General features: G+C 68.7%; 19 protein-coding genes and 1 tRNA gene. 12 read left to right on the top strand and 8 right to left on the bottom strand.

The genetic code is table 11. The annotated features are described in order from the left end of the window. Positions 1 to 8 precede the first annotated feature (8 nt). Positions 9 to 143: an SPW_0924 family protein gene (locus OG574_RS33680; protein WP_107489191.1), complete on the bottom strand. Its 135-nt coding sequence runs from the start codon at positions 141 to 143 to the stop codon at positions 9 to 11. A 174-nt stretch (positions 144 to 317) separates the two neighbouring features. Beyond that, positions 318 to 2,027, bottom strand: a complete 1,710-nt coding sequence (locus tag OG574_RS33675; protein ID WP_326776273.1) for a lytic transglycosylase domain-containing protein — start codon at positions 2,025 to 2,027, stop codon at positions 318 to 320. A gap of 214 nt (positions 2,028 to 2,241) precedes the next feature. Between OG574_RS33675 and OG574_RS33670 the strand changes: the two genes are divergently transcribed. Next, a complete protein-coding gene (locus OG574_RS33670) occupies positions 2,242 to 3,117 on the top strand; it encodes a DUF4184 family protein (RefSeq protein WP_326776272.1) in 876 nt (291 codons plus the stop codon). A gap of 85 nt (positions 3,118 to 3,202) precedes the next feature. On the opposite strand, the gene polA is transcribed toward OG574_RS33670, so the two are convergent. Then, a complete protein-coding gene (gene polA / locus OG574_RS33665; protein WP_326776271.1) occupies positions 3,203 to 5,929 on the bottom strand; it encodes a DNA polymerase I in 2,727 nt (908 codons plus the stop codon). 123 nt (positions 5,930 to 6,052) lie between these two features. Here polA and OG574_RS33660 point away from each other — a divergent pair, with 123 nt between their 5' ends. The 8 genes from OG574_RS33660 (at position 6,053) to OG574_RS33625 (ending at position 15,933) form a co-directional block, all read left to right on the top strand. Next, positions 6,053 to 8,368 (top strand): FdhF/YdeP family oxidoreductase, encoded by a 2,316-nt coding sequence (locus tag OG574_RS33660; protein WP_326776270.1) that lies wholly within the window; start codon positions 6,053 to 6,055, stop codon positions 8,366 to 8,368. Positions 8,369 to 8,447: 79 nt separating this feature from the next. Beyond that, positions 8,448 to 8,909, top strand: coding sequence for a PaaI family thioesterase (locus tag OG574_RS33655; protein ID WP_326776269.1), 462 nt, complete (start codon positions 8,448 to 8,450; stop codon positions 8,907 to 8,909). A 338-nt stretch (positions 8,910 to 9,247) separates the two neighbouring features. Then, positions 9,248 to 9,925 (top strand): hypothetical protein, encoded by a 678-nt coding sequence (locus OG574_RS33650; protein WP_326776268.1) that lies wholly within the window; start codon positions 9,248 to 9,250, stop codon positions 9,923 to 9,925. A gap of 423 nt (positions 9,926 to 10,348) precedes the next feature. Beyond that, positions 10,349 to 11,548 (top strand): branched-chain amino acid ABC transporter substrate-binding protein, encoded by a 1,200-nt coding sequence (locus tag OG574_RS33645; protein WP_326776267.1) that lies wholly within the window; start codon positions 10,349 to 10,351, stop codon positions 11,546 to 11,548. 110 nt (positions 11,549 to 11,658) lie between these two features. Further along, entirely contained in the window at positions 11,659 to 12,588 is a 930-nt protein-coding gene (locus OG574_RS33640; RefSeq protein ID WP_116502667.1) for a branched-chain amino acid ABC transporter permease, read from the top strand. 5 nt (positions 12,589 to 12,593) lie between these two features. After that, a complete protein-coding gene (locus tag OG574_RS33635; protein ID WP_100592604.1) occupies positions 12,594 to 14,363 on the top strand; it encodes a branched-chain amino acid ABC transporter permease in 1,770 nt (589 codons plus the stop codon). Between the two features lie 5 nt (positions 14,364 to 14,368). Next, positions 14,369 to 15,220 carry an ABC transporter ATP-binding protein gene (locus tag OG574_RS33630; protein ID WP_100592318.1) on the top strand — a complete coding sequence of 284 codons (852 nt, stop codon included), beginning with the start codon at positions 14,369 to 14,371 and terminating at the stop codon, positions 15,218 to 15,220. Continuing rightward, positions 15,217 to 15,933, top strand: a complete 717-nt coding sequence (locus OG574_RS33625) for an ABC transporter ATP-binding protein (RefSeq protein WP_326776266.1) — start codon at positions 15,217 to 15,219, stop codon at positions 15,931 to 15,933. The genes OG574_RS33630 and OG574_RS33625 overlap by 4 nt, the downstream gene beginning before the upstream one ends. Positions 15,934 to 16,010: 77 nt before the next feature. On the opposite strand, the gene OG574_RS33620 is transcribed toward OG574_RS33625, so the two are convergent. Then, positions 16,011 to 16,667, bottom strand: coding sequence for an ANTAR domain-containing response regulator (locus OG574_RS33620; protein ID WP_326776265.1), 657 nt, complete (start codon positions 16,665 to 16,667; stop codon positions 16,011 to 16,013). A 99-nt stretch (positions 16,668 to 16,766) separates the two neighbouring features. On the opposite strand from OG574_RS33620, the gene OG574_RS33615 reads away from it, so the two are divergent. Together OG574_RS33615 and OG574_RS33610 are read left to right on the top strand one after the other, a co-directional pair. Beyond that, a tRNA-Leu gene (locus OG574_RS33615) sits at positions 16,767 to 16,849 on the top strand. Positions 16,850 to 16,930: 81 nt separating this feature from the next. Then, complete coding sequence (locus tag OG574_RS33610) at positions 16,931 to 17,719, top strand: helix-turn-helix domain-containing protein (protein ID WP_326776264.1); 789 nt, start codon at positions 16,931 to 16,933, stop codon at positions 17,717 to 17,719. A gap of 8 nt (positions 17,720 to 17,727) precedes the next feature. Here OG574_RS33610 and pyk read toward each other — a convergent pair whose 3' ends face one another. Together pyk and OG574_RS33600 are read right to left on the bottom strand one after the other, a co-directional pair. After that, the gene (gene pyk, locus OG574_RS33605) at positions 17,728 to 19,164 is read right to left on the bottom strand and encodes a pyruvate kinase (protein ID WP_100592314.1); all 1,437 of its coding nucleotides are present in this window, start codon (positions 19,162 to 19,164) and stop codon (positions 17,728 to 17,730) included. A 162-nt stretch (positions 19,165 to 19,326) separates the two neighbouring features. Further along, positions 19,327 to 20,052 carry an SIMPL domain-containing protein gene (locus OG574_RS33600; RefSeq protein WP_326776263.1) on the bottom strand — a complete coding sequence of 242 codons (726 nt, stop codon included), beginning with the start codon at positions 20,050 to 20,052 and terminating at the stop codon, positions 19,327 to 19,329. A gap of 132 nt (positions 20,053 to 20,184) precedes the next feature. On the opposite strand from OG574_RS33600, the gene OG574_RS33595 reads away from it, so the two are divergent. Beyond that, positions 20,185 to 21,984: a bifunctional metallophosphatase/5'-nucleotidase gene (locus OG574_RS33595; RefSeq protein WP_326776262.1), complete on the top strand. Its 1,800-nt coding sequence runs from the start codon at positions 20,185 to 20,187 to the stop codon at positions 21,982 to 21,984. Here OG574_RS33595 and OG574_RS33590 read toward each other — a convergent pair. Then, positions 21,981 to 23,417, bottom strand: a complete 1,437-nt coding sequence (locus OG574_RS33590; RefSeq protein ID WP_326776261.1) for a lysine N(6)-hydroxylase/L-ornithine N(5)-oxygenase family protein — start codon at positions 23,415 to 23,417, stop codon at positions 21,981 to 21,983. The two genes, OG574_RS33595 and OG574_RS33590, sit on opposite strands and share 4 nt — an antisense overlap. Beyond that, the gene (locus tag OG574_RS33585) at positions 23,414 to 24,853 is read right to left on the bottom strand and encodes a pyridoxal phosphate-dependent decarboxylase family protein (protein ID WP_326776260.1); all 1,440 of its coding nucleotides are present in this window, start codon (positions 24,851 to 24,853) and stop codon (positions 23,414 to 23,416) included. Before OG574_RS33585 ends, OG574_RS33590 begins: the two co-directional genes overlap by 4 nt. Positions 24,854 to 24,983: the final 130 nt, after the last annotated feature.

Genomic DNA, 24,983 nt, shown 5'->3' with positions numbered 1-24,983 from the left:
TCGGCGGGTCAGGGGTGCTTGGGGACGGTGGTCAGCAGCGGTTTGGGCGAGGTCTCGCCGGGCGGGGAGCCGATCGCCGAGATCGTGATGACGAGGGCGAGCGCCACGGCAAGACCGGTCGCGGCGGCGATCAGGGCACGCATGCAGCCTCCCGGCGGATCACCGGATCTGAGATCTGATAGGTCGTCAGGGCTGGGGCACCGTAGCAACGCGCGGCCGAGATGAGAACACGTTGCACAACAGCGCCGCCCCCTCGGCCGGAGAACGGCGAGGGGGCGGCGCGGGTGCTGCTGGATACGGCGTGTGCCGTAGGGGAGTTACGCCGCCGACGGGGAGGCCGAGGGACTGGCCGTGGCGGCGGCCGCGGTGACCTTCAGTTCGATGGTGAGGGTCGCGCCGCCGGTGGTGTCGATGCGGAGCAGGAACGTGCCGGTGGCGTCGTCCGCGTAGATCCTCGGCAGCTGGAGGCGGCCGTCGCCGTCGGTCTTGAGGCCCTTGAGGGTGCGGATCGCCTTGCCGTCCGCGTCCTTGAAGTAGGGGCCCTTGTCGTTCTCGGTCGCGTCGTCCTTGGACTTGATCAGCGTGGCCGTGGTGGCGACCCCGTCGGCGGCGGCGTCCTTGTACGTGGCCCTGACCTGGACCGGGTCGGCGAACTGGCCGCCGGCCTCACAGGTCAGTTCCTTGTCGTCGGTCCTGGTGAGGGTGTCCGCCTGGCGCGCCGAGACGGTCGCCGTGTAGTCGAGGCCGGGCAGCTTGCGGTCGACGACGGTGGCGCGGACGGTGAACTCGCCGGTGTCCTCGCCCGCCCTCAGCGGCGGCGCGGTGGCCTTGCCGGTGCTGTCGGTGACGACGGTGACGGTCTTGAAGCCGCCGCTGAAGGCCAGATCCGTGTCGCCGACGACGGTGAGCTTCACCTTGATCGTGCCGACGCCCTTGCCCGCGGCGTTCTCCGTGCGGACGGCGACGCGTTCGGCGAAGGCGTCACCGGCGGTCGCGGCGAGTTTGCCCGTACCGGCGTCCTCGATGTGCGCGACCGTCTCGACGGGCGTGGGCGGTGTGGGGCTCGTGGAGCCTCCGCCGCCCGGCTTCGACGGGTCGGTGCTCGGACTGCCGCCGGGCTTGGACGGCTTGGGCGGCTTGGAGGTGCCGGGGGACGGGCTGGTCGTGCCGGGGCTGCTCGGCGAGGGCGAGGGGCTGGGTCCGCCATCACTGCGGTCGCCGGGCTGGACTCCGGTGCCGTCCGGGACCTCGTGGGTGCCCTTGCGGTAGAACTCCAGCCACGACAGGACCGTGTTGAGGTATTCCTGCGAGTGGTTGTAGCTGAGGATCGCCGCGTTCAGGCCGCCGCTCTGGGAGAGATCGCGGTCGCCGCGGCACAGGTAGTGCCCGGCGGCGAGGGCGGCGTCGTAGATGTTGTTGGGGTCCTTCTTGCCGTCGCCGTTGCCGTCGCGGCCGGACCACTCCCAGGTCGACGGGATGAACTGCATGGGGCCGACGGCCCGGTCGTGCGTCGTGTCGTTGTCGTAGGCGCCGTTGTCCGTGTCGGTGATCCTCGCGAAGCCGTTGCCGTCGAGGGGCGGGCCGAGGATCGCCTTGAGCGTGGTGCCGTTCGCGTCGACGTTGCCGCCACGGGCCTGGCCCGACTCGACCTTGCCGATCGCGGCGAGGAGCTGCCAGGGGAGGTTGCAGCCCGGCTTGGTCGCGGCGAGCTCCGCCTCGGCCTTCTTGTACGCGTCGAGGACGGTGGCGGGAATGCCGGCCTCGCTCGCACCCGTGCCGCCGGGGGCACCAGGGCCCGTACTGGGCGGCGCGGTGGGGCTGTTGAGGTGCGGCAGTTCGGTGTAGTACGGGGAGTTACCCGTCGCCGTGTCACCGGGCGGGGGCGTCGCGTCGGCGGTGGACTGCCCGCCGTTCTGCGTGTTGGTGAAGCCGGGAGCCTGTGACGCGGAGAGCGCCGCCACGGCGGCAGCCGCCACAGCGGTCGTCATCGCCGACCTGCGCAACCGCTTTCCGAATAGCGCCGCCATGCCGTGAGCCCCTCCGATTGCCGACCGATACCGGGTCCGTCCACGCTCCCCAGCGTGGAGTGACCCAGGCGACACTACGACAACTTCCAGCGCGCAGACACCTGTTCGTGCCCGATTTTTGCCGGTTGGCCATGTACGCGTTACCGCGATCGCCACGGCCATACTGAGCGGCACCGCGTACGCACCGCATCAAGAACCGTCCGAGGGGGACCTCTTGCCGTTCACGATCAGCCATGCCGCGGCCGTGCTGCCGGCCGTCCGCCGCGACGGCACGGGGCGCGGCGCGCTCGTGCCGTCGCTGCTGGTGGCGGGCTCGTTCGCGCCCGACATGACGTACTTCGCGGCGAGTGCGGTGCCGGGGGCGATGGAGTTCGGGGACTTCACCCACTCCTTCCCGGGCGTCTTCACGATCGACGTGGCCGTCGCTGCGGTACTGGTCGGCGTGTGGCGCCTGCTACGGGAGCCGGTGATCGCGCTGCTGCCGGGGCGGGTGCGGGGGCGGGTTCTTGTCGTGGCGCGAGGTGCGGGCACCGGACGTCCGTCCGACGCCTTCCCGTGGGAGCGGCGGCCGGTGGCGGCGGTGTGGTGGTGGTACGTGTCCGCCGTCCTCGGCGCGGCGACGCACGTGGTGTGGGACGCGTTCACGCATCTCGACCGGTGGGGCATGCGCGTGTTCCCGGTCCTCGGCGAGAAGATCGCCGGCTCCCCTCTCTACTGGTACGCGCAGTACGGGGGTTCGGCGGTCGCGCTCGTCGTGATCGCGCTCTTCGTGGTGTCGGCGGTGCGCCGTGTCCCCTCGTCGGCCGCCGCCGACGCCCGCGCCGCGCTGCCTCAGCTCTCGATGAGCGAGCGGTGGGTGGCGGCGCTGGTGATCGGCGGGTGCATGGCGGTGGCCGCGGGGGTACGGACGGTGCGCTGGTGGACGTACTGGGGCGCCGCCGCCAAGCCGTGGGAGATCATCCCGACCCTGTGCTTCGGCGGGGGCGCGGGCCTCGTACTCGGCCTGGTCGTGTACGCGCTTCTCGTGCGGGGGCGTCGAGGAGCGGCCGATCGCGGGGAGGCGCCGGCTCCGGTGACACACGAACGGTGAGCAGGGTCGTGAACGAGTCAAGGGGCGGAGCCCATCGGCCCCGCCCCTTGACCGAACTCCCGTCCGGACTCCCGTCCGCCGGAGGCTAGTGCGCCGCGGACTCCCAGTCCGGGCCCACGCCCACCGACACGTCCAGCGGCGCCCGCAGCTGCACGGCCCCGGCCATCTCGCGGCGGACCAGCTCCTCCGCCGCCGCGGCCTCGCCCGGGGCGATCTCCAGGACGATTTCGTCATGGACCTGGAGCAGCAGCCTGGACTTGAGCTTCGCGCTCTTGAGCGCCTTGTCCACGTTCAGCATGGCGATCTTGACGATGTCGGCGGCCGTGCCCTGAATGGGCGCGTTGAGCGCCATGCGTTCGGCCATCTCACGGCGCTGGCGGTTGTCGCTGTTGAGGTCCGGCAGATACCGGCGGCGGCCTAGCATCGTCTCGGTGTAGCCCGTGGCGCGCGCCTCGTCGACGACGCGGCGCAGATAGTCGCGCACGCCGCCGAACCGCTCGAAGTACGTGTCCATGAGGACCCGCGCCTCGCCCGGCTCGATGTTCAGCTGCCCGGACAGGCCGAACGCGGACAGGCCGTAGGCGAGCCCGTACGACATGGCCTTGATCTTGCGGCGCATCTCCGCGTCGACGGCGGACCGCTCGACGCCGAAGACCTGCGCGCCGACCGTGGTGTGCAGGTCCTCGCCGGAGGTGAACGCCTCGAGGAGGCCCTCGTCCTCGGAGAGGTGCGCCATGACACGCAGCTCGATCTGGCTGTAGTCCGCGGTCATGAGCGACTCGAAGCCCTCGCCGACGACGAAGCCGCGGCGGATGGCGCGGCCCTCGTCGGTGCGGACCGGGATGTTCTGCAGGTTCGGGTCGGTCGAGGAGAGCCTGCCGGTCGCGGCCACGGTCTGGTTGAACGTCGTGTGGATGCGGCCGTCCGCGGCGATCGTCTTGATGAGGCCCTCGACGGTGACGCGCAGCTTCGCCTGCTCGCGGTGGCGCAGCATGATCACGGGGAGTTCGTGGTCGGTCTGCGTGGCCAGCCAGGCGAGCGCGTCCGCGTCCGTCGTGTACCCGGTCTTCGTCTTCTTCGTCTTGGGCAGGTCGAGCTCGCCGAAGAAGACTTCCTGGAGCTGCTTGGGCGAGCCGAGGTTGAACTCGTGGCCCACGGAGGCGTGCGCCTCCTTCACCGCCTGCTGGACGGCGCCCGCGAACATCTGCTCCATGGCCTCCAGGTGGGCGCGGTCGGCGGCGATGCCGTGCCGCTCCATGCGGGCGAGGAGCGTGGATGTGGGCAGCTCGACGTCCTTGAGGAGGTCGGCCGCGCCGACTTCCTGGAGCTTCCCGCCGAAGGCCTCGCCGAGGTCGAGGATCGCGCGGGCGTGCACCATGAGCGCGTCGGCCTCGGCCTGGTCGTCGTCCTCCGTACCGAAGGCGAGCTGTCCGTCGGCCGCCGCCGGGGCGAGCTCACGGCCGAGGTACTCCAGGGTCAGGGCGTCGAGCGCGAAGGAGCGGCGGCCGGGCTTGACCAGGTACGCGGCGAGCGCCGTGTCCATGGTGACGCCGTCCACGGTCCAGCCGTGCTCGGCGAAGACCCGCATGACGCTCTTCGCGTTGTGCAGGACCTTGGGCTTCGCGGCGTCGGCGAGCCAGGCCGCGAACGCGTTCTCGTCGGCCTCGTCGAGCTGGGTGGGGTCGAACCAGGCGGCGGCTCCCCCGGCGCCGGCGAGCGCCACCTCGGTGACGGAACCCGTGCCGAGCGTCCAGGTGTCGACCGTGGCGAGGCCGAGGACCGCGTCACCGTGCTCGGCGAGCCACGGGGTCACCTCGCCCGCGCCGAGCACCGAGCCGTCGACGTCGACGCCCGGCTCGGCGGGCGCCTGTTCGGCCTGCTCGGCGCCCGGGTCGACGGCGAGGAGCCGCTCGCGCAGCGACGGGTTACGGATCTCCAGGGTGTCGAGGACCATCGCGAGGGCCGTGCGGTCGTACGCGGCGCGCTCCAGGTCGTCGACCGTCATGGGGAGCTCGACGTCGCGCACCATCTCGGTGAGCCGGCGGTTCAGCTTGACGGCTTCGATGTGGTCGCGGAAATTCTGCCCGGCCTTGCCCTTGACCTCTTCGGCCCGCTCCACGAGCTCGGCGAACGAACCGAACTGGTTGATCCACTTCGCGGCGGTCTTCTCGCCGACGCCGGGGATGCCCGGCAGGTTGTCCGACGGGTCGCCGCGCAGGGCCGCGAAGTCCGGGTACTGGGCCGGCGTCAGCCCGTACTTCTCCTCGACCTTCTCCGGCGTGAACCGGGTCAGCTCGGAGACGCCCTTCGTCGGGTAGAGCACCGTGACGTGGTCGCTGACGAGCTGGAAGGAGTCCCGGTCGCCGGTGACGACCAGGACGTCGAACCCGGCAGCCTCGGCCTGGGTGGCGAGCGTGGCGATGATGTCGTCCGCCTCGAACCCGTCGACGGCGAAGCGCGGCGTGTGCATCGCGTCGAGGACCTCGCCGATCAGCTCGACCTGACCCTTGAACTCGTCCGGGGTCTTCGAACGGTTCGCCTTGTACTCCGTGAACTCCTCGGAGCGCCAGGTCTTGCGCGAGACGTCGAACGCCACCGCGAAGTGCGTGGGGGCCTCGTCGCGCAGCGTGTTCGCCAGCATCGACGCGAAGCCGTAGATCGCGTTGGTCGGCTGTCCGGTCGCGGTCGTGAAGTTCTCCGCGGGCAGCGCGAAGAACGCGCGGTACGCCAGCGAATGCCCGTCCATGAGCATCAGCCGCGGCCGGCTGCCTGAGGTCGTCTTCTCGGTCTTCTTCGCTGCTGTCTCTGCCACGCCCCCGATCCTGCCACGCCCCACTGACAGTCCGGTCCGCCACGGGCCTCCGGTGAGGGCTGTCAGTCGTGCGTGCGAGGATCGGAGACATACCTCACACGTGTGCTCGAAGGGGAACAGACGATGGCAACGAAGCCGCCCACGGGAGATCCGGCGCAGGACGCGCCGCAGGTCGGCGCGCCGCGGCGCGCCGCCGCCGGACTGCCCGCCGTCGCCCATTCCCTCAAGATCGCCCAGCAGCAGATGGGCGTGCGCCGCACCGCGCTCACCCTTCTCCGCGTCAATCAGAAGGACGGCTTCGACTGCCCGGGCTGCGCCTGGCCGGAGCCCGACCACCGGCACAAGGCGGAGTTCTGCGAGAACGGCGCGAAGGCGGTCGCCGAGGAGGCCACCCTGCGCCGGGTCACCCCCGACTTCTTCGCCGCGCACCCCGTCGCCGACCTCGCGACCCGCTCCGGGTACTGGCTGGGCCAGCAGGGCCGCCTCACGCACCCCATGTATCTGGCGGACGGCGCCGAGCGCTACGAGCCGGTGTCCTGGGAGCGCGCCTTCGACATCATCGCCGAGGAGCTGGCCGCCCTGGCCTCCCCCGACGAGGCCGTGTTCTACACCTCGGGGCGCACGAGCAACGAGGCGGCGTTCCTCTACCAGCTGTTCGCCCGCGAGTTCGGCACGAACAACCTGCCCGACTGCTCGAACATGTGCCACGAGTCGTCCGGTTCCGCGCTCACGGAGACCATCGGCATCGGCAAGGGCAGCGTCCTGCTGGAGGACCTCTACAAGTCCGACCTGATCATCGTGGCCGGGCAGAACCCGGGCACGAACCACCCGCGCATGCTCTCCGCCCTGGAGAAGGCCAAGGCGAACGGCGCGAAGATCATCACGATCAACCCGCTGCCCGAGGCCGGACTCGAGCGCTTCAAGAACCCGCAGACCCCGCAGGGCATGTTCAAGGGCGCCGCCCTGACCGACCTGTTCCTCCAGATCCGCCTCGGCGGCGACCAGGCCCTCTTCCGCCTCCTGAACAAGCTGATCCTGGCTGAATCCGATGGCGCCTCCGGCGCGGGGTCCGGCGCCGTCGACCACGCCTTCATAGAGGAACACACCCACGGCTTCGAGGAGTTCGCCGCCGCCGCCCGTGCCGCCGACTGGGACGCGACACTGACGGCGACGGGCCTGGAGCGCGCCGAGATCGAGGAAGCCCTCTCCCTGGTGCTCGCCTCGGAGCGCACCGTCGTGTGCTGGGCGATGGGCCTCACCCAGCACAAGCACTCCGTGCCCACGATCCGCGAAGTGGTCAACTTCCTGCTCCTGCGGGGGAACATCGGCCGACCCGGCGCGGGCGTCTGCCCGGTGCGCGGCCACTCCAACGTGCAGGGCGACCGCACCATGGGCGTCTTCGAACGCCCCGCGCCCGCCTTCCTGGACGCCCTGGAGAAGGAGTTCGGCTTCGCACCGCCCCGCAAGCACGGCTTCGACGTCGTACGGGCCATCGAGGCGCTCCGCGACGGCGAGGCGAAGGTGTTCTTCGCGATGGGCGGCAACTTCGTGGCGGCCTCCCCCGACACCGACGTCACCGAAGCCGCGATGCGCCGCGCCGCGCTGACGGTCCACGTGTCGACGAAGCTCAACCGCTCCCACGCGGTCACCGGCGCGCGTGCCCTGATCCTGCCGACGCTGGGCCGCACCGAGCGCGACGTCCAGGGCAGCGGCGAACAGTTTGTGACCGTTGAGGACTCCATGAGCATGGTCCACGCCTCCCGTGGCCGCCTCGCGCCCGCGAGCAAGCACCTCCTGTCGGAGCCGGCGATCGTGGCCCGCCTCGCGCGCCGCGTCCTGGGCGAGGCGTCACGCACACCCTGGGAGGAGTTCGAGAAGGACTACGCCACGGTCCGCGACCGCATCGCGAACGTCATCCCGGGCTTCGAGGACTTCAACGCGCGCGTGACTGGTTCTGCTGGTCGCCCCGGCGGCTTCACCCTGCCGCACGGCCCGCGCGACGAGCGGCGCTTCCCCACCACCACGGGCAAGGCGAACTTCACGGCCGCGCCCGTCGAGTACCCGAAGCTCCCCGAGGGCCGGCTGCTGCTGCAGACCCTGCGCTCGCACGACCAGTACAACACCACGATCTACGGCCTCGACGACCGCTATCGCGGCATCAAGAACGGTCGCCGGGTCGTCCTCGTCAGCCCCCACGACGCCCAGGACCTGGGCCTCGCCGACGGCTCCTACGTCGACCTGGTCAGCGAGTGGACGGACCGCGTGGAGCGCCGCGCCCCCGGCTTCCGCGTCGTCCACTACCCGACGGCCCGGGGCTGCGCGGCCGCGTACTACCCGGAGACCAACGTCCTGATCCCGCTGGACGCCACCGCCGACACCAGCAACACCCCCACCAGCAAGTCCGTCGTCGTCCGCCTGGAACAATCGGCGACCGACTGAGCGTTCGCTCAGGCAGCCGACCAGGCCGAACAGCACCCACAGCACGAACACCGACAGACGACGAACGGAGCCGGGCACCATGGGCGAGCACAGCAGCGTGAAGTTCCCGCAAGAGGTCATCGACGAGTACGCGGCGCTCGGAGTCGACCTGCCCGCCATGTTCTCCGCGGGGGATCTCGGCACCCGCATGGGCGTCGAAATCAAGGAAGCGTCCGCTGACCGCGTCGTCGGCACCATGCCCGTCGAGGGCAACACGCAGCCCTACGGCCTGCTGCACGGAGGCGCCTCCGCGGTGCTCGCCGAGACACTCGGCTCCGTCGGCTCCATGCTCCACGGCGGCAGCTCCAAGATCGCCGTCGGCGTCGACCTGAACTGCACGCATCACCGCGGCGCCCGCTCCGGCCTCGTCACCGGCGTCGCCACGCCCGTACACCGCGGCCGCTCCACCGCCACGTACGAGATCGTGATCACCGACGAGCAGGACCGGCGGGTCTGCTCGGCCCGCCTGACCTGCCTCCTCAAGGACATGCCCACCAGCTGAGGCCCCTCGTCCGCGACAGGGCCCGCCCGCCCCTGGACTCATCCGCCGCAGGGCCCGTCCGTCACAGGGCGCCACAACGATCACGACGCTTCACGCCGCCGCTCCCGGCGCGGACGGCCCCCGCCGCCGCGCCGGGCAGTGCAGACGCTGATCGGGGGACGGGAGCCGGGCAGCGCGGCACACGGCCGCCGACGCGAGTCCGGCCCACGCGAAGCCCTCCCCACCGGTCACCACAGCGCAGGCATCCGCCGACACCGGCCCATGACCCAACTGGCCGTACACACAACCCAGTTGCGCCACACATTGGCGGACCCGCCCCCTCCGCACTAGCGTGGAGCATGGCCGGTATCGGACCCGTCGAGCCGGAACCCCCCTCCGGTGACGGCACCCCGCACGCCCCCGCCCACACCGACACCCTGTGGGCCGGCTCCCCCAACTCCCTCCACCTTCACGAGCGTTGGGCAGCCCTTCCGCCACACCTGCGCCGCACCCTGCAAGCCCTGCTCGCCGCCGCAGCCATCACGGGCGCTTACGCGTACACCGCCCCCACCACCACCCCGGCCACACCCGCCCCCACCCCCTGGCCCTCCCCGGTCACCTTCCTGCACTACGAGGGAACGGGCCCGCCGGACCCGCACCACCCGCGCACCGCCACCTTCCGCTTCACCGTCTCCGTACGCGACACCCACCCCGTGACCATCCGTCAAGTGCGAGCCGGACTGCCGGGATTGAGTGCGCACGCCATCCCCGCTCTGCCACTGACAGTGAAGGGCGGCGCCCCGAAGGCACTCACTGTGCGCATCTCCGTATACAAGTGCGCCGCCCTGCCCCCCGGCTTCACCCTGCCGCACCTCGACCTCGGTCTGCGCAATCGTCAGGCACAGCAGCAGCACAGCTACCTCTTCGGCGGCGCCTTCCCACGCGACCTCGCCACCTACCTGCACGACGCCTGCGGACCACACACAGGGCGCTCCGGAGCGCCCCGCGGACCGCGAACCGACCTCACACGGAAGTAACACTCAGTTACCTCTGCCGCAACAGAGCAATGCGGAACGCGAGCCACCGCCACCCGAAGCACCCGGCGCCCGCCCCACCGGCGGCACACTCCCGCCCGTAAGGACCAAGATCACCTCAAGTTCCTTAGCGGAACAGCATGTTCTCTACACGCGAGCGCCGGCCACCCATATCCAGAAGGCCTGATCGCCCCCACCGCACCCGCCCACGAGCACCGCGTCATAACAAGAGCGTCACATCCTTCCCTCCTCAGCTCCGCACCCCACCCACCTGCGCTTATAGTCACGGCCAGTCACCGCGCCGCCGGGCGCGTCTGCTGCACGGCCCTGTACCACCCCAGTACGGCCCGGCGAGACACACGGCCCCCAACCGCGGGAGCCGCGCCAGGGAGAGGATTGATCGTGCGACACCGTTCCTTGCTCATCATGACCAGCGTGCTCACCACCGGAGCACTCACGCTCACCGCCTGCGGATCGCGCGACGACAACAAGGGCAGCGACAGCAGCAAGAAGACCACCGTCGTCATCGGCGTCGACGCCCCGCTCACCGGCGCGAACTCCGCCACCGGCCTCGGCATCCAGTACGGCGTCCAGATCGCCGTCGACGACGCCAACAAGAAGAACACCGTTCCCGGCGTCACGTTCAAGGTCAAGGCGCTCGACGACAAGGCCGTCCCCGCCACCGGCCAGCAGAACGCCACCGCCCTCGTCGGCAACAAGGACGTCCTCGGAGTCGTCGGCCCCCTCAACTCCGGTGTGGCCACCTCCATGCAGCAGGTCTTCGCCACGGCCAACCTCGTCGAGATCTCGCCCTCCAACACGGCGCCCGAACTCACCCAGGGCAAGGACTGGCAGACCTCGAAGAAGCGCCCGTACAAGTCGTACTTCCGCACCGCCACCACCGACGCCCTCCAGGGCGGCTTCGCGGCCGACTACGCGTACAACACGCTCAAGAAGAAGAAGGTCTACGTCGTAGACGACAAGCAGACCTACGGCGCCGGCCTCGCCAAGCTCTTTACCGCGGGCTTCAAGAAGACCGGCGGCAAGGTCGTCGGCACCGACCACGTCAACACCGGCGACAAGGACTTCTCCACCCTCGTCACCAAGATCAAGAACTCCGGCGCCGACCTGCTCTACTACGGCGGCCAGTACGACGAGTCGCAGATCCTCACCAAGCAGCTCAAGGACGCCGGCGCCAAGATCCCGCTCTTCGGCGGTGACGGCATGTTCTCCGACACGTACATCAAGACCGCCGGAAAGTCCGCCGAGGGCGACCTCTCCACCTCCGTCGGCGTCCCCGTCACCACGCTGCCCGCCGCCAAGGACTTCATCTCCACCTACAAGGCGAAGAAGTACCCCGGCGACTACGGCACCTACGGCGGCTACTCCTACGACGCCGCGACCGCCATCATCAAGGCCATCGGCAACGTCGTGAAGGACGGCAAGGTCCCGTCCGACGCGCGCGGCAAGATCGTCGAAGAGGTCCAGAAGGGCAAGTTCGACGGCATCGCCGGCCCCGTCGCCTTCGACGAGTACGGCGACACCACCAACAAGCAGCTCACCGTCTACCAGGTCACCAAGGGCGAGTGGAAGGCCGTCAAGAGCGGCACCTACGACGCCGGCTGACCCACCCCGCACCGCACGCACCACACAGGGCCGCGCGGCCACGACGACCCGTCACCGCGCGGCCCCACCCATATCCCTGCCCCACTCTCCCCACCCATGGAGGCCACGCGGTGAACACTCTGCCGCAGCAGCTGGCCAACGGGCTGTTCCTCGGCTCGATGTACGGGCTGATCGCCATCGGCTACACGATGGTGTACGGCATCGTCCAGCTCATCAACTTCGCCCACGGCGAGATCTTCATGACCGGCGGCTTCGGCGCACTCACGGTCTACCTCGCGCTCCCCGACGGCATATCCATGTGGATAGCCCTACCGGCGATGCTCATCGGAGGCGCACTCGTCGCCACCCTCATCGCCGTCGGAGCCGAACGCTTCGCGTACCGGCCACTGCGCGGCGCGCCCCGCCTGGCCCCCCTCATCACCGCGATCGGCCTCTCCCTCGCACTCCAGCAGGCCGTCTTCAACTGGTACCCCGACGCCAAGAGCGCCCGCGTCTTCCCGCAACTCCCCTTCGGGCCCTACCACTTGGGTGACATCCGCATCCAGAGCGGCGACGTCTTCCTGATCATCGCCGCCCCCCTGTGCATGGCCGCCCTTGCCTTCTTCGTCCGCCTCTCCCGCACCGGCCGCGCCATGCAGGCCACCGCCCAGGACCCGGACACCTCCCAGCTCATGGGCATCGACACCAACCGCATCATCGTGATCGCCTTCGCCATCGGCGGCATCTTCGCCGCCGTCGCCGGCGTCGCCTACGGCCTCAAGTACGGCTCCGTCCAGTACGACATGGGCTTCCAGGCCGGACTCAAGGCCTTCACCGCAGCTGTGCTCGGCGGCATCGGCAACATCTACGGCGCCATGCTCGGCGGCGTCGTCCTCGGCCTCGCCGAAGCAATGGCCACCGCCTACATCGCCGACATCCCCGGCATGGAACAGTTCGGCGGCCAGGGCTGGGCCTCCGTCTGGGCCTTCGTCCTCCTCATCCTCGTACTGCTGCTACGGCCACAAGGCCTGCTCGGCGAACGCGTCGCGGACAGGGCGTGATCACCATGACCACACAGAAGACCGACACCGCCCGCGGCCTGATCACCCTCCCCGCAGGCGCCCCCCGCGTCCTCATCGCCGCCGGCGCCGTCGCCACCATCGCCAGCACCTTCATGTCCTGGACCTGGACCTCCGACTTCCCCGGCGACCTCACCGTCTACGGCTACCCCGCGGGCCTCCAGACCATCGCCCTCGTCGCAGGACTCATCACCCTCCTCTTCACCCTCCCCCTGTGGAACGTGCGAGGACTGCACCGGCTCAACCCCGCCGGCGCCACCTCCCCGATCCTCCTCACCACCCTCGCCGGCTTCACCGTCTGCTGGTACGCGGCCATCGCCATCGCAGTCGAACTCGGCGGACTCGCCAACCTCGACCCCGGCGCCTACGTCGCCGCCGTCGCCTCCGCACTCCCCGTCCTCGGCGCCCTCGCCCTGCCCCGCCCCGGCGACACGGCCAAGGCCTACCTCACCAAGCCCGACCAGCCCGCACCCACCGGCCAACTCCCCGGCTGGACACAGCGGCTGATCGTCACCCTCGGCATCACCCTCGGCCTCATCGCCTTCACCTACGGCATCGGCATCAACGACGAAGAGAGCGAAACCTTCATCGGCTTCGTCCTCCTCCTCGTCTTCGTCGCCTGGGCCCTCGTCCACGCCGGACAGCTCGACCGCTTCTCCACCCTCTGCGCCCAGAACAAAGGCTTCGCCACCGGCATCGCCTTCCTCGCCGCAGCGATCTTCCCCTTCACCCAGAGCGAAGACCACAACGCCAACCTCGGCGTCAACATCCTGATCTTCGCCACCGTCGCCCTCGGCCTCAACATCGTCGTCGGCCTCACCGGACTCCTCGACCTCGGATACGTCGCCTTCCTCGGCGTCGGCGCCTACGCCGCCGCCCTCGTCTCCGGCTCCGAGTTCTCCCGCTTCTCCGGAGTCCAGTTCCCGTTCTGGGCCGCCGCCCTCACCGGCATGGCAGCCTCACTCGTCTTCGGCGTCCTCATCGGCGCCCCCACCCTGCGACTGCGCGGCGACTACCTCGCCATCGTCACCCTCGGCTTCGGAGAGATCTTCCGCATCGCCGTCAACAACATGGACGGCTCCTCCGGACCCGACATCACCAACGGCCCCGACGGAATCCCCTCCATCCCCGACCTCGAAATCTTCGGATTCAACCTCGGGGCCAGCCACGACGTCGCCGGATTCACCCTCGGCCGGTTCGCCAACTACTTCTTCCTGATGCTCCTCATCACGGCGCTCGTCGTACTCGTCTTCACCCGCGCCGCCGACTCCCGCATCGGCCGCTCCTGGATCGCCATCCGCGAAGACGAGACCGCCGCCACCGCCATGGGCATCAACGGCTTCCGCGTCAAGCTCATCGCCTTCGCACTCGGCGCCACCCTCGCCGGCCTCGCCGGCACCGTCAGCGCCCACGTCACCTACAGCGTCGTGCCCAGCCCCTACCAGTTCGCCGGCGCCGCACCCCCCAACAGCGCCTTCCTCCTCGCCGCCGTCGTCCTCGGCGGCATGGGCACCGTCAGCGGACCCCTCCTCGGCGCCTCACTCCTCTACCTCATCCCCGAAAAGCTCACCTTCCTCAAGGAATACGAGCTCCTCGCCTTCGGCATCGCACTCGTCATCCTCATGCGCTTCCGCCCCGAAGGCATCATCGCCAACCGCCGCCGCCAACTCGAATTCCACGAGACCGGCCAACTCGACATCCCAGAACAACAAAGCCTGCCCGACAGCACCGTCGGCGCCACCAAGGCAGGGGCGTGACCCGCATGACCACCACCACGACCACTGCCGTCCTCGAAGCCAAGGGCGTCACCATGCGCTTCGGCGGACTCACCGCCGTACGCTCCGTCGACCTCACCGTCAACAGCGGCGAAATCGTCGGCCTCATCGGCCCCAACGGCGCAGGCAAAACCACCTTCTTCAACTGCCTCACCGGCCTCTACATCCCCACCGAAGGCCAGGTCTCCTACAAGGGCACCGCACTCCCGCCCAAGCCCCACCTGGTCACCAAAGCCGGCATGGCCCGCACCTTCCAGAACATCCGGCTCTTCGCCAACATGACCGTCCTCGAAAACGTCCTCGTCGGACGCCACACCAGGACAAAGGAAGGCCTCTGGTCCGCGCTCCTGCGCGGCCCCGGCTTCAAGAAAGCCGAAGCCGCCTCCGAAGAACGCGCCATGGAACTCCTAGAGTTCATCGGTCTCGCCCACAAGCGGGACCACCTCGCCCGCAGCCTCCCCTACGGCGAACAGCGCAAGCTCGAAATCGCGCGCGCACTCGCCAGCGAGCCCGGCCTGCTCCTCCTCGACGAGCCCACGGCCGGCATGAACCCCCAAGAAACCCGCGCCACCGAAGAACTCGTCTTCGCCATCCGCGACAAGGGCATCGCCGTACTCGTCATCGAGCACGACATGCGCTTCATCTTCAACCTCTGCGACCGCGTCGCCGTCCTCGTCCAAGGCGAAAAACTCGTCGAAGGCACCAGCGACGTCGTCCAGGGCGACGAACGCGTCATCGCCGCCTACCTCGGCGAACCCTTCGAAGGCGCCCCCGAAGACACCGCCGCAGCAGCCGTCGAAGCCGCGGAAGCACACGCCACGGAAGGAGACGACCAGTGAGCGCACTCCTCGAAGTAGAAGACCTCAAGGTCGCCTACGGCAAGATCGAAGCCGTCAAGGGAATCTCCTTCAGCGTCCAGCAAGGCGAAGTCGTCACCCTCATCGGCACCAACGGCGCCGGCAAGACGACGACACTGCGGACCCTGTCCGGACTCCTGAAGCCGCTCAGCGGCAAAATCACCTTCGACGGAAAGCCACTCACCGGCGTCCCCGCACACAAGATCGTCGCCATGGGCCTCGCCCACTCCCCCGAAGGCCGACGCATCTTCCCCCGCCTCTCCATCGCCGAAAACCTCCAGCTCGGAGCATTCCTCCGCTCCGACAAGGCCGGCATCGAGAAGGACATCCAGCGCGCCTACGACCTCTTCCCCATCCTCGGCGAACGCCGAAAGCAAGCCGCGGGAACCCTCTCGGGCGGCGAACAGCAAATGCTCGCCATGGGCCGCGCCCTCATGTCCCAGCCCAAACTGCTCATGCTCGACGAACCCTCCATGGGCCTCTCCCCGATCATGATGCAGAAGATCATGGCGACCATCGCCGAACTCAAGTCCCAGGGCACCACCATCCTCCTCGTCGAGCAGAACGCCCAGGCCGCGCTCTCCCTCGCCGACCACGGCCACGTCATGGAAGTCGGCAGCGTCGTCCTCTCCGGAACCGGACAGGACCTCCTCCACGACGAATCCGTCCGCAAGGCGTACCTCGGCGAGGACTGAGCCCGAACGCACACACGGCTGAGGCCCGTACCCCTCCGGGGGCACGGGCCTCAGCCATCAGCGGTGCGGGGCAGAACTCAGCCCTTCCCCGCCTTCTTCTCCTCGGCGTCCTGAATAACCGCCTCAGCAACCTGCTGCATCGAAAGCCGACGATCCATCGACGTCTTCTGAATCCAACGGAACGCCGCCGGCTCCGAAAGGCCGTACTCCGTCTGCAACACCGACTTCGCCCGGTCCACCAGCTTCCGCGTCTCCAGCCGCTGCGTAAGATCCGCGACCTCGTTCTCCAGCGTCCGCAGCTCCTGGAACCGCGACACCGCCATCTCGATGGCCGGAACGACATCACTCTTGCTGAACGGCTTCACCAGATACGCCATCGCACCCGCGTCCCGCGCCCGCTCCACCAGATCGCGCTGCGAGAACGCCGTCAGCATCAGCACCGGAGCGATCGACTCCTCCGCGATCTTCTCCGCCGCGGTGATGCCGTCCATCTTCGGCATCTTCACATCGAGGATCACCAGATCGGGCTTGTGCTCACGAGCCAGCTCGACCGCCTGCTCACCGTCACCGGCCTCACCGACGACGGTGTAGCCCTCTTCCTCGAGCATCTCTTTGAGGTCGAGGCGGATCAGAGCCTCGTCCTCGGCGATGACGACACGGGTCGTCAGCGGCGGGACGTGCGACTTGTCGTCGTCGGGCGCGTCTACGGGCTGGGGCGACTCGGGGGCGGTCACGGGGGCGCTCCTTGTTCCAGACAGGGGGTGCTGCTGCCCTAGAGCCTACCTAGCTGCGACGGCGATCGGTCACCCGGTACACTCCTGTCGGGTTGCCCAGCCGGGTTGGCGGAATGGCAGACGCTGATGTCTCAAACACATCTGTCCGAAAGGACGTGCGGGTTCGACTCCCGCACCCGGCACCCATAAAGCGGATGTTCACATTCTCGTGAACATCCGCTTTTTGCTACGCGCTGGAGCTTGAGGCTACGCAGAGTAGCCGTATGAACTTTCACGGCACTGAAGTGCGACAGAAGGCGCTGACTCTGCTGCGAGGCGGTGCCAGGAACGCAGACGTGGCGCGCTCTTTGGGAGTGCCGCTCGGCACGGTCTCGTATTGGCTTCACATGGACCGTTCCAAACGGGGAGAGTGTCCCGGCTCTCACAATCCAGCGTGCCCGCGCTGCGATGGCCGGCCCCTCGACGAAGCCGCCTACTCATATCTGCTCGGCCAGTACTTAGGTGATGGCCACGTGAGCCGCTACTCCGGCCATCGAGTGCCGAACCTGATGATCACCTGCGCGGATGCATGGCCAGGTGTCGCAGACGAGACCGAAGCAGCTGTGCGCGCGGTGTTCCCCGACAACCGAATCTGCCGGGTACAACGCATCGGATGCCAGAACGTGAAGGTCTACTCGAAGCATCTCGGTTGCCTGTTCCCACAGCACGGCCCCGGCAGGAAGCACGAACGTAAGATCGCTCTCGAGCCCTGGCAGCAGGAGATCGTCGATGCACACCCTTGGGAGTTCGTCCGGGGTCTGGTCCACTCCGACGGTTGTCGGATCACGAACTGGACTACGCGCATCGTCGGCGGTGAGCGCAAGCGCTACGACTACCCCCGCTACTTCTTCACCAACGTCTCCGACGACATCAGGCAGCTCTTCACAGACACGCTAGACAAACTCGGCATCCAGTGGACGCACTGCACCCGCCATGGGAACCCGTACAACATCTCCATCGCCCGCAAAGCCTCCGTCGCCCTCATGGACACCCACGTAGGCCCCAAGTACTGACCTCGCGCCTACTTGGGTGAGTCGTCCTCGCCGATGTGGTGGACGCGGACCAGGTTGGTGGAGCCGGAGACTCCGGGCGGGGAGCCGGCTGTGATGACGACGATGTCGCCCTTCCGGCAGCGGCCGTACTGGAGGAGGAGTTCGTCGACCTGGTCGACCATCGCGTCGGTGGAGTCGACGTGGGGGCCGAGGAAGGTCTCCACTCCCCAGGTGAGGTTGAGCTGGGAGCGGGTGGACGGGGTCGGGGTGAAGGCCAGGAGCGGGATGGGTGAGCGGTAGCGGGAGAGGCGGCGGACCGTGTCTCCGGACTGGGTGAAGGCCACCAGGAATTTCGCGCCGAGGAAGTCGCCCATTTCGGCTGCGGCGCGGGCGACGGCTCCGCCTTGGGTGCGGGGTTTGTTGCGTTCGGTGAGGGGCGGGAGCCCCTTGGCGAGGATGTCTTCCTCTGCGGCTTCGATGATGCGGCCCATGGTGCGGACCGTTTCGACGGGGTATTTTCCGACGCTGGTCTCGCCGGAGAGCATGACGGCGTCGGTGCCGTCGATGACGGCGTTGGCGACGTCGGATGCCTCGGCGCGGGTGGGGCGGGAGTTGTCGATCATCGAGTCGAGCATTTGGGTCGCGACGATGACCGGCTTGGCGTTGCGCTTGGCGAGTTTGATGGCGCGCTTTTGGACGATGGGGACTTGTTCGAGGGGCATTTCGACGCCAAGGTCTCCGCGGGCGACCATGATTCCGTCGAAGGCGGCGACGATGTCGTCGATGTTGTCGACGGCCTGGGGCTTTTCGACTTTGGCGATGACGGGGAGGCGGCGGTCTTCCTCGTCCATGATGCGGTGGACGTCTTCGATGTCGCGGCCGCTGCGCACGAAGGAGAGGGCGATGACGTCGGCGCCTGTGCGCAGGGCCCAGCGGAGGTCTTCCTGGTCCTTGTCGCTGAGTGCGGGGACGGAGACGGCTACGCCGGGGAGGTTGAGGCCTTTGTGGTCGGAGACCATGCCGCCTTCGATGACGGTGGTGTGGACGCGGGGGCCGTCGATGCCGGTGACTTCGAGGGTGACTTTGCCGTCGTCGACGAGGATGCGTTCGCCGGTGGTGACGTCGGTGGCGAGGCCGTCGTAGGTGGTTCCGCAGGTCTGGCGGTCGCCTTGGACGTCGGGTTCGACGGTGATGGTGAATTCGTCGCCGCGTTCAAGGAGTACGGGGCCTTCGCGGAAGCGTCCGAGTCTGATCTTCGGGCCTTGAAGGTCGGCGAGGATTCCGACGCTGCGGCCGGTTTCGTCGGAGGCCTTTCGGACGTGGTGGTAGCGCTCCTCGTGTTCGGCGTAGGTGCCGTGGCTGAGGTTGAAGCGGGCTACGTCCATTCCGGCTTCGACGAGTGCCTTGATCTGCTCGTACGAGTCGGTGGCTGGGCCCAGGGTGCAGACGATCTTTGCTCGGCGCATGCTTCGAGCCTAGGGCTTACCGGCGGGTAGGGAATTGGTTGCGCATGACTACCCAACCACCTTTGGATGAAGGGCTATTGACAAGTGTTGAATTGTGCATGGGGGTGCTCCGATGAGCATGGTGAGCATGCATTTCGGTGCGGGCGTTCGGGGGCGTGGTCTTTACAGCTCGGGCGGGTGCATGGTGAATCGGGCGTTGACGTTCGCGTAGACGGTCTGTCGCTCGGGTTCGAGGTCGAGGGGTGCGGGGGTGTCGTCGGGGGCGCCGCCATAGGCTGCCATGCGCATGTGGGGTGCGCCGGGGACGGGTCCGTAGCGGTCGGGGTCTTCGGCTCCGGTGTCGGCGAGTTCGGTGAGGGCGGCGAGGCGGGTGCCGAGGGCTTCGGCGTATTCGCGGGCGCGCTGGACGGCTTCGTGGACTGCTTGTCGGCGGGCGGTGCGGTGGACGGGTGAGTCGGGGCGCAGGGACCACCAGGGGCCGTCGATGCGGGTGAGGTCCTGGTCGGCGAGGCGGGTGGTGAGTTCGCCGAGTGCGGTGAAGTCGGTGAGTTCGGCGGTGATGTGGACGCGGCCGTGGTAGGCGCGGATGCGTTCGGAGCGGCCGTGACGGGTGAGTTCGGGGGTGATGGAGAAGGCGCCGGTCTCGACTTTTTCGATGGCTTCTCCGTAGCTCTTGATGAGGTCGAGGGTGGCGGTGTTGCGGCGGGTGAGGTCGGTGAGGGCTTCGCGGCGGTCGGTGCCGCGGGCGTTGACGGTGATGCCGATGCGGGCGAGGTCGGGGTCGGTCTCGATGCGGGCTTCGCCGCGGACGGCGATGCGGGGGGCTTGGGGGGTGCCGTAGGGGGTGGCGGTGGGCTGTGCGCCGGGTGTCGTCTCGTCGGGGGTCATGGGGTCACTGTGGCAGCAGCGCATCGGACAGTCATCGGATTGAAACCTCGTAGGTCTGTTGCGTGTTGGGTTGAGGGGACAGAATCTACGCGCGTTGCAACTGTCGATGAGTGGTGCCGGAGGGGATCTGAGATGCCGTTGAATCGCCGGAAGTTTCTGGGCAAGTCCGCTGCTACGGGTGCGGCCGTGGCGTTGACCGGGGCGGTGTCGGCGCCGGCCGCGCAGGCGCACGGGGGACGGCCGAAGGGGCACAAGCGGTATTCGTTCACCGTCATGGGGACGACGGACCTGCATGGTCATGTCTTCAACTGGGACTACTACAAGGACGCCGCGTACACGGACACGGCGGGCAACGCGCAGGGGCTGTCTCGGATCTCGACGCTGGTGAAGCAGGTCCGCGAGGAGAAGGGCCGTGGCAACACGCTCCTGATCGACGCGGGTGACACGATCCAGGGCACGCCGCTGACGTACTACTACGCGCGCGTGGAGCCGATCACCGCGGCGGACGGTCCGGTGCATCCGATGGCTCAGGCGATGAACGCGATCGGTTATGACGCGGCGGCGCTCGGTAATCACGAGTTCAACTACGGCATCGACACGCTGCGCAAGTTCGAGTCGCAGTTGAAGTTCCCGCTGCTCGGTGCGAACGCCGTGGACGCGAAGACGGAGAAGCCGGCGTTCAGGCCGTACGTGATCAAGAAGTTGCGTACGCCGCACGGCAAGGACGTGAAGGTGGCGATCCTGGGGCTGACGAATCCGGGGATCGCGATCTGGGACAAGGCGTATGTGCAGGGCGTGTTGAAGTTCCCCGGTATCGAGGAGCAGGCCGCGCTGTGGGTGCCGAAGTTGCGCTCGATGGGTGCGGACGTGGTGATCGTGTCGGCGCACACGGGCGCTTCGGGCACGTCGTCGTGGGGGGATCAGCTGCCGTACGTGGAGAACGCGGCGGCTAATGTGGCGAGGACCGTGCCGGGGATCGACGCGATTCTCGTCGGGCACGCGCATGTGGAGATCGAGCAGCAGTTGGTGACGAACGAGAAGACCGGGAAGCCGGTCGTTCTGTCGGAGCCGCTGTGCTACGCGGAGCGGTTGGCGCTCTTCGACTTCGAGTTGGAGTGGGAGAAGGGCTGCTGGACGGTGGCGTCGGTGTCGTCGAAGCTGCTGAACTCGAATGCGGTGGCGGACGACCCGAAGATCACGAAGTTGCTCGAGGACGAGCACGCGCTGGTCGTGAAGTATGTGAACCAGGTCGTGGGTCGGGCGACGACGACGCTGACGACGGTGGACGCCCGGTACAAGGACGCGCCGATCATCGATCTGATCAACAAGGTGCAGGCCGATGTGGTGACGGAGGCCTTGAAGTCGACGGAGTACGCGTCGCTGCCGGTCCTTTCGCAGGCTTCGCCGTTCTCGCGGACGTCGTCGATTCCGGCGGGTGAGGTGACGATCCGGGATCTGTCGGGTCTGTATGTGTACGACAACACGCTGGTCGCGAAGTTGATGACGGGTGCGCAGGTGCGGGCGTACCTGGAGTTCTCGGCGGAGTATTTCGTGCAGACGGCGGCGGGTGCGGTCGTGGACGTGGACAAGCTGACGAATGCGAACAACCGGCCGGACTACAACTTCGACTACGTGTCGGGGCTTTCGTACGACATCGACGTCGCGCAGGCGGCGGGGTCGCGGATCAAGAACGTGACGTATCAGGGTGCGGCGCTGGACGACGCGCAGAAGTTCGTGTTCGCGGTGAACAACTACCGGGCGAACGGTGGCGGGGCGTTCCCGCATGTGGCGTCGGCGCAACAGCTGTGGTCGGAGTCGACGGAGATCCGTACGCGGATCGCCGAGTGGGTGACTGCGAAGGGCACCTTGGACCCGGCGGAGTTCGCTTCGGTGGACTGGCGGCTGACGCGGGACGGTACGCCTGTGTTCTAGTTCTTGAGTTCGATCAGATGGGTGTTGCCGCGTTCTCCGGACTGGGTCCGGGGGGCGCGGTTTTCGTTGGGGGTGAGGCCGAAGGTGGTGAAGGCGGTGCGTTGCGGGAGGGGGTAGGGGTCTTTGCCGGTGAGGGTGTTGAGGATGGTGGCGCTGCGCCAGGCGGCGAGGCCGAGGTCGGGGGCGCCGACTCCGTGGGTGTGGCGTTCGGCGTTCTGTACGTAGATGTTGCTGCCGGTGTCGGTGACGGTGTGGTCGAGGACGAGGCGGAACCGTTCGTCGATGCGGGGGCGTTCGCTGTTGTCGCGGCGGAGGTGGGGGTCCATGCCGGTGAGGATGTGGTCGAGGGGGCGTTCGCGGTAGCCGGTGGCGAGGACGACGGCGTCGGTGGTGAGGCGGGAGCGGGTGTTCTGCCGGCGGTGTTCGAGGTGGAGTTCGACTTTGGTGGTGGCGACGCGGCCGGCGGTGCGGACGCAGACGCCGGGGGTGAGGGTGGCGTCGGGCCAGCCGCCGTGGAGGGTGCGCTGGTAGAGCTCGTCGTGGATGGCGGCGATGGTTTCGGCGTCGATGCCTTTGTGGAGCTGCCATTGGGCGGGGACGAGTCCGTCGCGTACGTCTTCGGGGAGGTGGTGGAAGTAGCGGGTGTAGTCGGGGGTGAAGTGTTCGAGGCCGAGCTTGGAGTACTCCATGGGGGCGAAGGCTTCGCTGCGGGCGAGCCAGTGGAGTTTTTCGCGGCCTTGGGGGCGGTTCTTGAGGAGGTCGAGGAAGATTTCGGCGCCGGACTGGCCTGATCCGATGACGGTGATGTGGTCGGCGGCGAGGAGTTCGGTGCGGTGGGTGAGGTAGTCGGCGGAGTGGATGACGGGGACGGTGGGGGCTTCGGCGAGGGGGCGCAGCGGTTCGGGGATGTAGGGGGCGGTGCCGACGCCGAGTACGACGTTCCTGGTGTAGGTGCGGCCTAGCGCTTCGGCTTCGCCTTCGGTGTCGAGTTGGGTGAAGTCGACTTCGAAGAGGCGGCGTTCGGGGTTCCAGCGGACGGCGTCGATCTGGTGGCCGAAGTGGAGTCCGGGGAGGTTTTCGCTGACCCAGCGGCAGTAGGCGTCGTATTCGGAGCGCTGGATGTGGAAGCGCTCGGCGAAGTAGAAGGGGAAGAGGCGGTCGCGGGTTTTGAGGTAGTTGAGGAAGGACCAGGGGCTTGCGGGGTCGGCGAGGGTGACGAGGTCGGCGAGGAAGGGGACTTGGAGGGTGGCACCGTCGATGAGGAGGCCGGGGTGCCAGTGGAAGGCGGGGCGTTGTTCGTAGAAGGCGGTGTCGAGTTCGGTGAGGGGGTGGGCGAGGGCGGCGAGGGAGAGGTTGAAGGGGCCGATGCCGATGCCGACGAGGTCGCGGGGTGCTTCGGGGTGCGGAGGCTTGGGGGTGGGCGCGGTGGTCATCGGGCGGTGTTTCCTTCCACCAGTTTCAGCAGCTGGGCCAGGTCGCCCGGCTGGGTGTGCGGGTTGAGCAGGGTGGCTTTGAGCCACAGCCGGCCGTCGATGCGGGCGCGGCCGAGTACGGCGCGGCCTTGGGTGAGGAGGGTGCGGCGGATGTGGGCGATGTGTTCGTCGGGTGCGCCGTGGGGGCGGAAGAGGACGGTGCTGAGGGTGGGGGTGTCGTAGAGGTCGAAGCCGGGGTGGGCGTGGAGGGTGGCGGCGAACTCCTGTGCCTGGTAGCAGACTTGGTCGACGAGAGCGCCGAGTCCGGTGCGGCCGAGGGCTTTGAGGGTGACGGCGATCTTGAGGATGTCGGGGCGCCGGGTGGTGCGCAGGGAGCGGCCGAGGAGGTCGGGCAGGCCGGCTTCGGTGTCGTCGTCCGCGTTGAGGTAGTCGGCGTGGTGGGTGAGGGGCCTGAGGTCGGCGTGGTCGCGTACGGCGAGGAGGCCGGCGGCGACGGGCTGCCAGCCGAGTTTGTGCAGGTCTAGGGCGACGGTGGCGGCGCGGTCGAGGCCGGTGAGCTGGGTGCGGCGGGTGGGGCTGAAGAGGAGTCCGGCGCCGTATGCGGCGTCGACGTGGAGGCGGGCGCCGTGGGCTTCGCAGACGTCGGCGATCTCCGGGAGGGGGTCGATGAGTCCTGCGTCGGTGGTGCCGGCGGTGGCGGCGACCAGTTTGGGTCCTGGCAGGTCGGTGAGGGCTTCGTCGAGGGCGGCCGGGTCGAGGGTGCCGGTGGGGGCGGGCACGGTGACGGGGTCGGGGAGCCCGAGGAGCCAGGCTGCGCGCGGCAGGGAGTGGTGCGCGTTGGCGCCGGTGATGAGCTGGAGGGGGCCCTCTGAGGCGTGGGCTTCGCGGGCGAGGAGGACGGCGAGCTGGTTGGCCTCGGTGCCGCCGGTGGTGACCAGGGCCTGGGGGTGGCCGGGCCGACCAGGGTGCGCGGGCCGGCCAGGGTGCGCGGGCCGGCCGGCGTGGCCCGTGTCGCCGTAGACCTCATGGGCGAGTGCGTCGGTGACGAGGGTTTCGAGGGCGGAGGCCGCGGGGGCCTGGTCCCAGGAGTCCATGGAGGGGTTGAGGGCCGAGGCGGCGAGGTCGGCGGCCGTGGCGAGGGCGAGGGGCGGGCAGTGGAGGTGGGCCGCGCACAGGGGGTCGGCGGGGTCGGCGGCGCCTTCGGCGAGGGCCTGTACGAGGGTGCGCAGCGCGGTGTCGGGGCCGGTGCCGTGGTGGGGCAGGGGGTCGCCGGCGAGTTCGCGCAGGCGGGCGGTGACGGTGTGGGGGCCGCCGGCGGGGAGGGGCCCGCCTCGGGCGACGGCTCCGTCGTGGAGGGCGTCGAGGACGGTGTTGAGCAACGGCCGCAGGGCTTGGGGGCCTTGGGGCCCTCCGGCGAGGGGCGGCGGGTTGCTCATGGCGGTGTCCTTCGGGGGTGCGGGTGGGGCCTCCAGCCTGTCTGCGGTGGCGGTGGCGTGCCCGTTGATCACAACGATCGGAACCCGAAAGTGGTACTGCCGTGCGGGGATTGGGCGGCGACGGGGTGGT

This window comes from Streptomyces sp. NBC_01445, assembly GCF_035918235.1.
Lineage (GTDB): Bacteria > Actinomycetota > Actinomycetes > Streptomycetales > Streptomycetaceae > Streptomyces.
The sequence above is the reverse complement of the archived record's forward strand: the minus strand, read 5'-3'. Positions and strand labels throughout refer to the sequence as shown.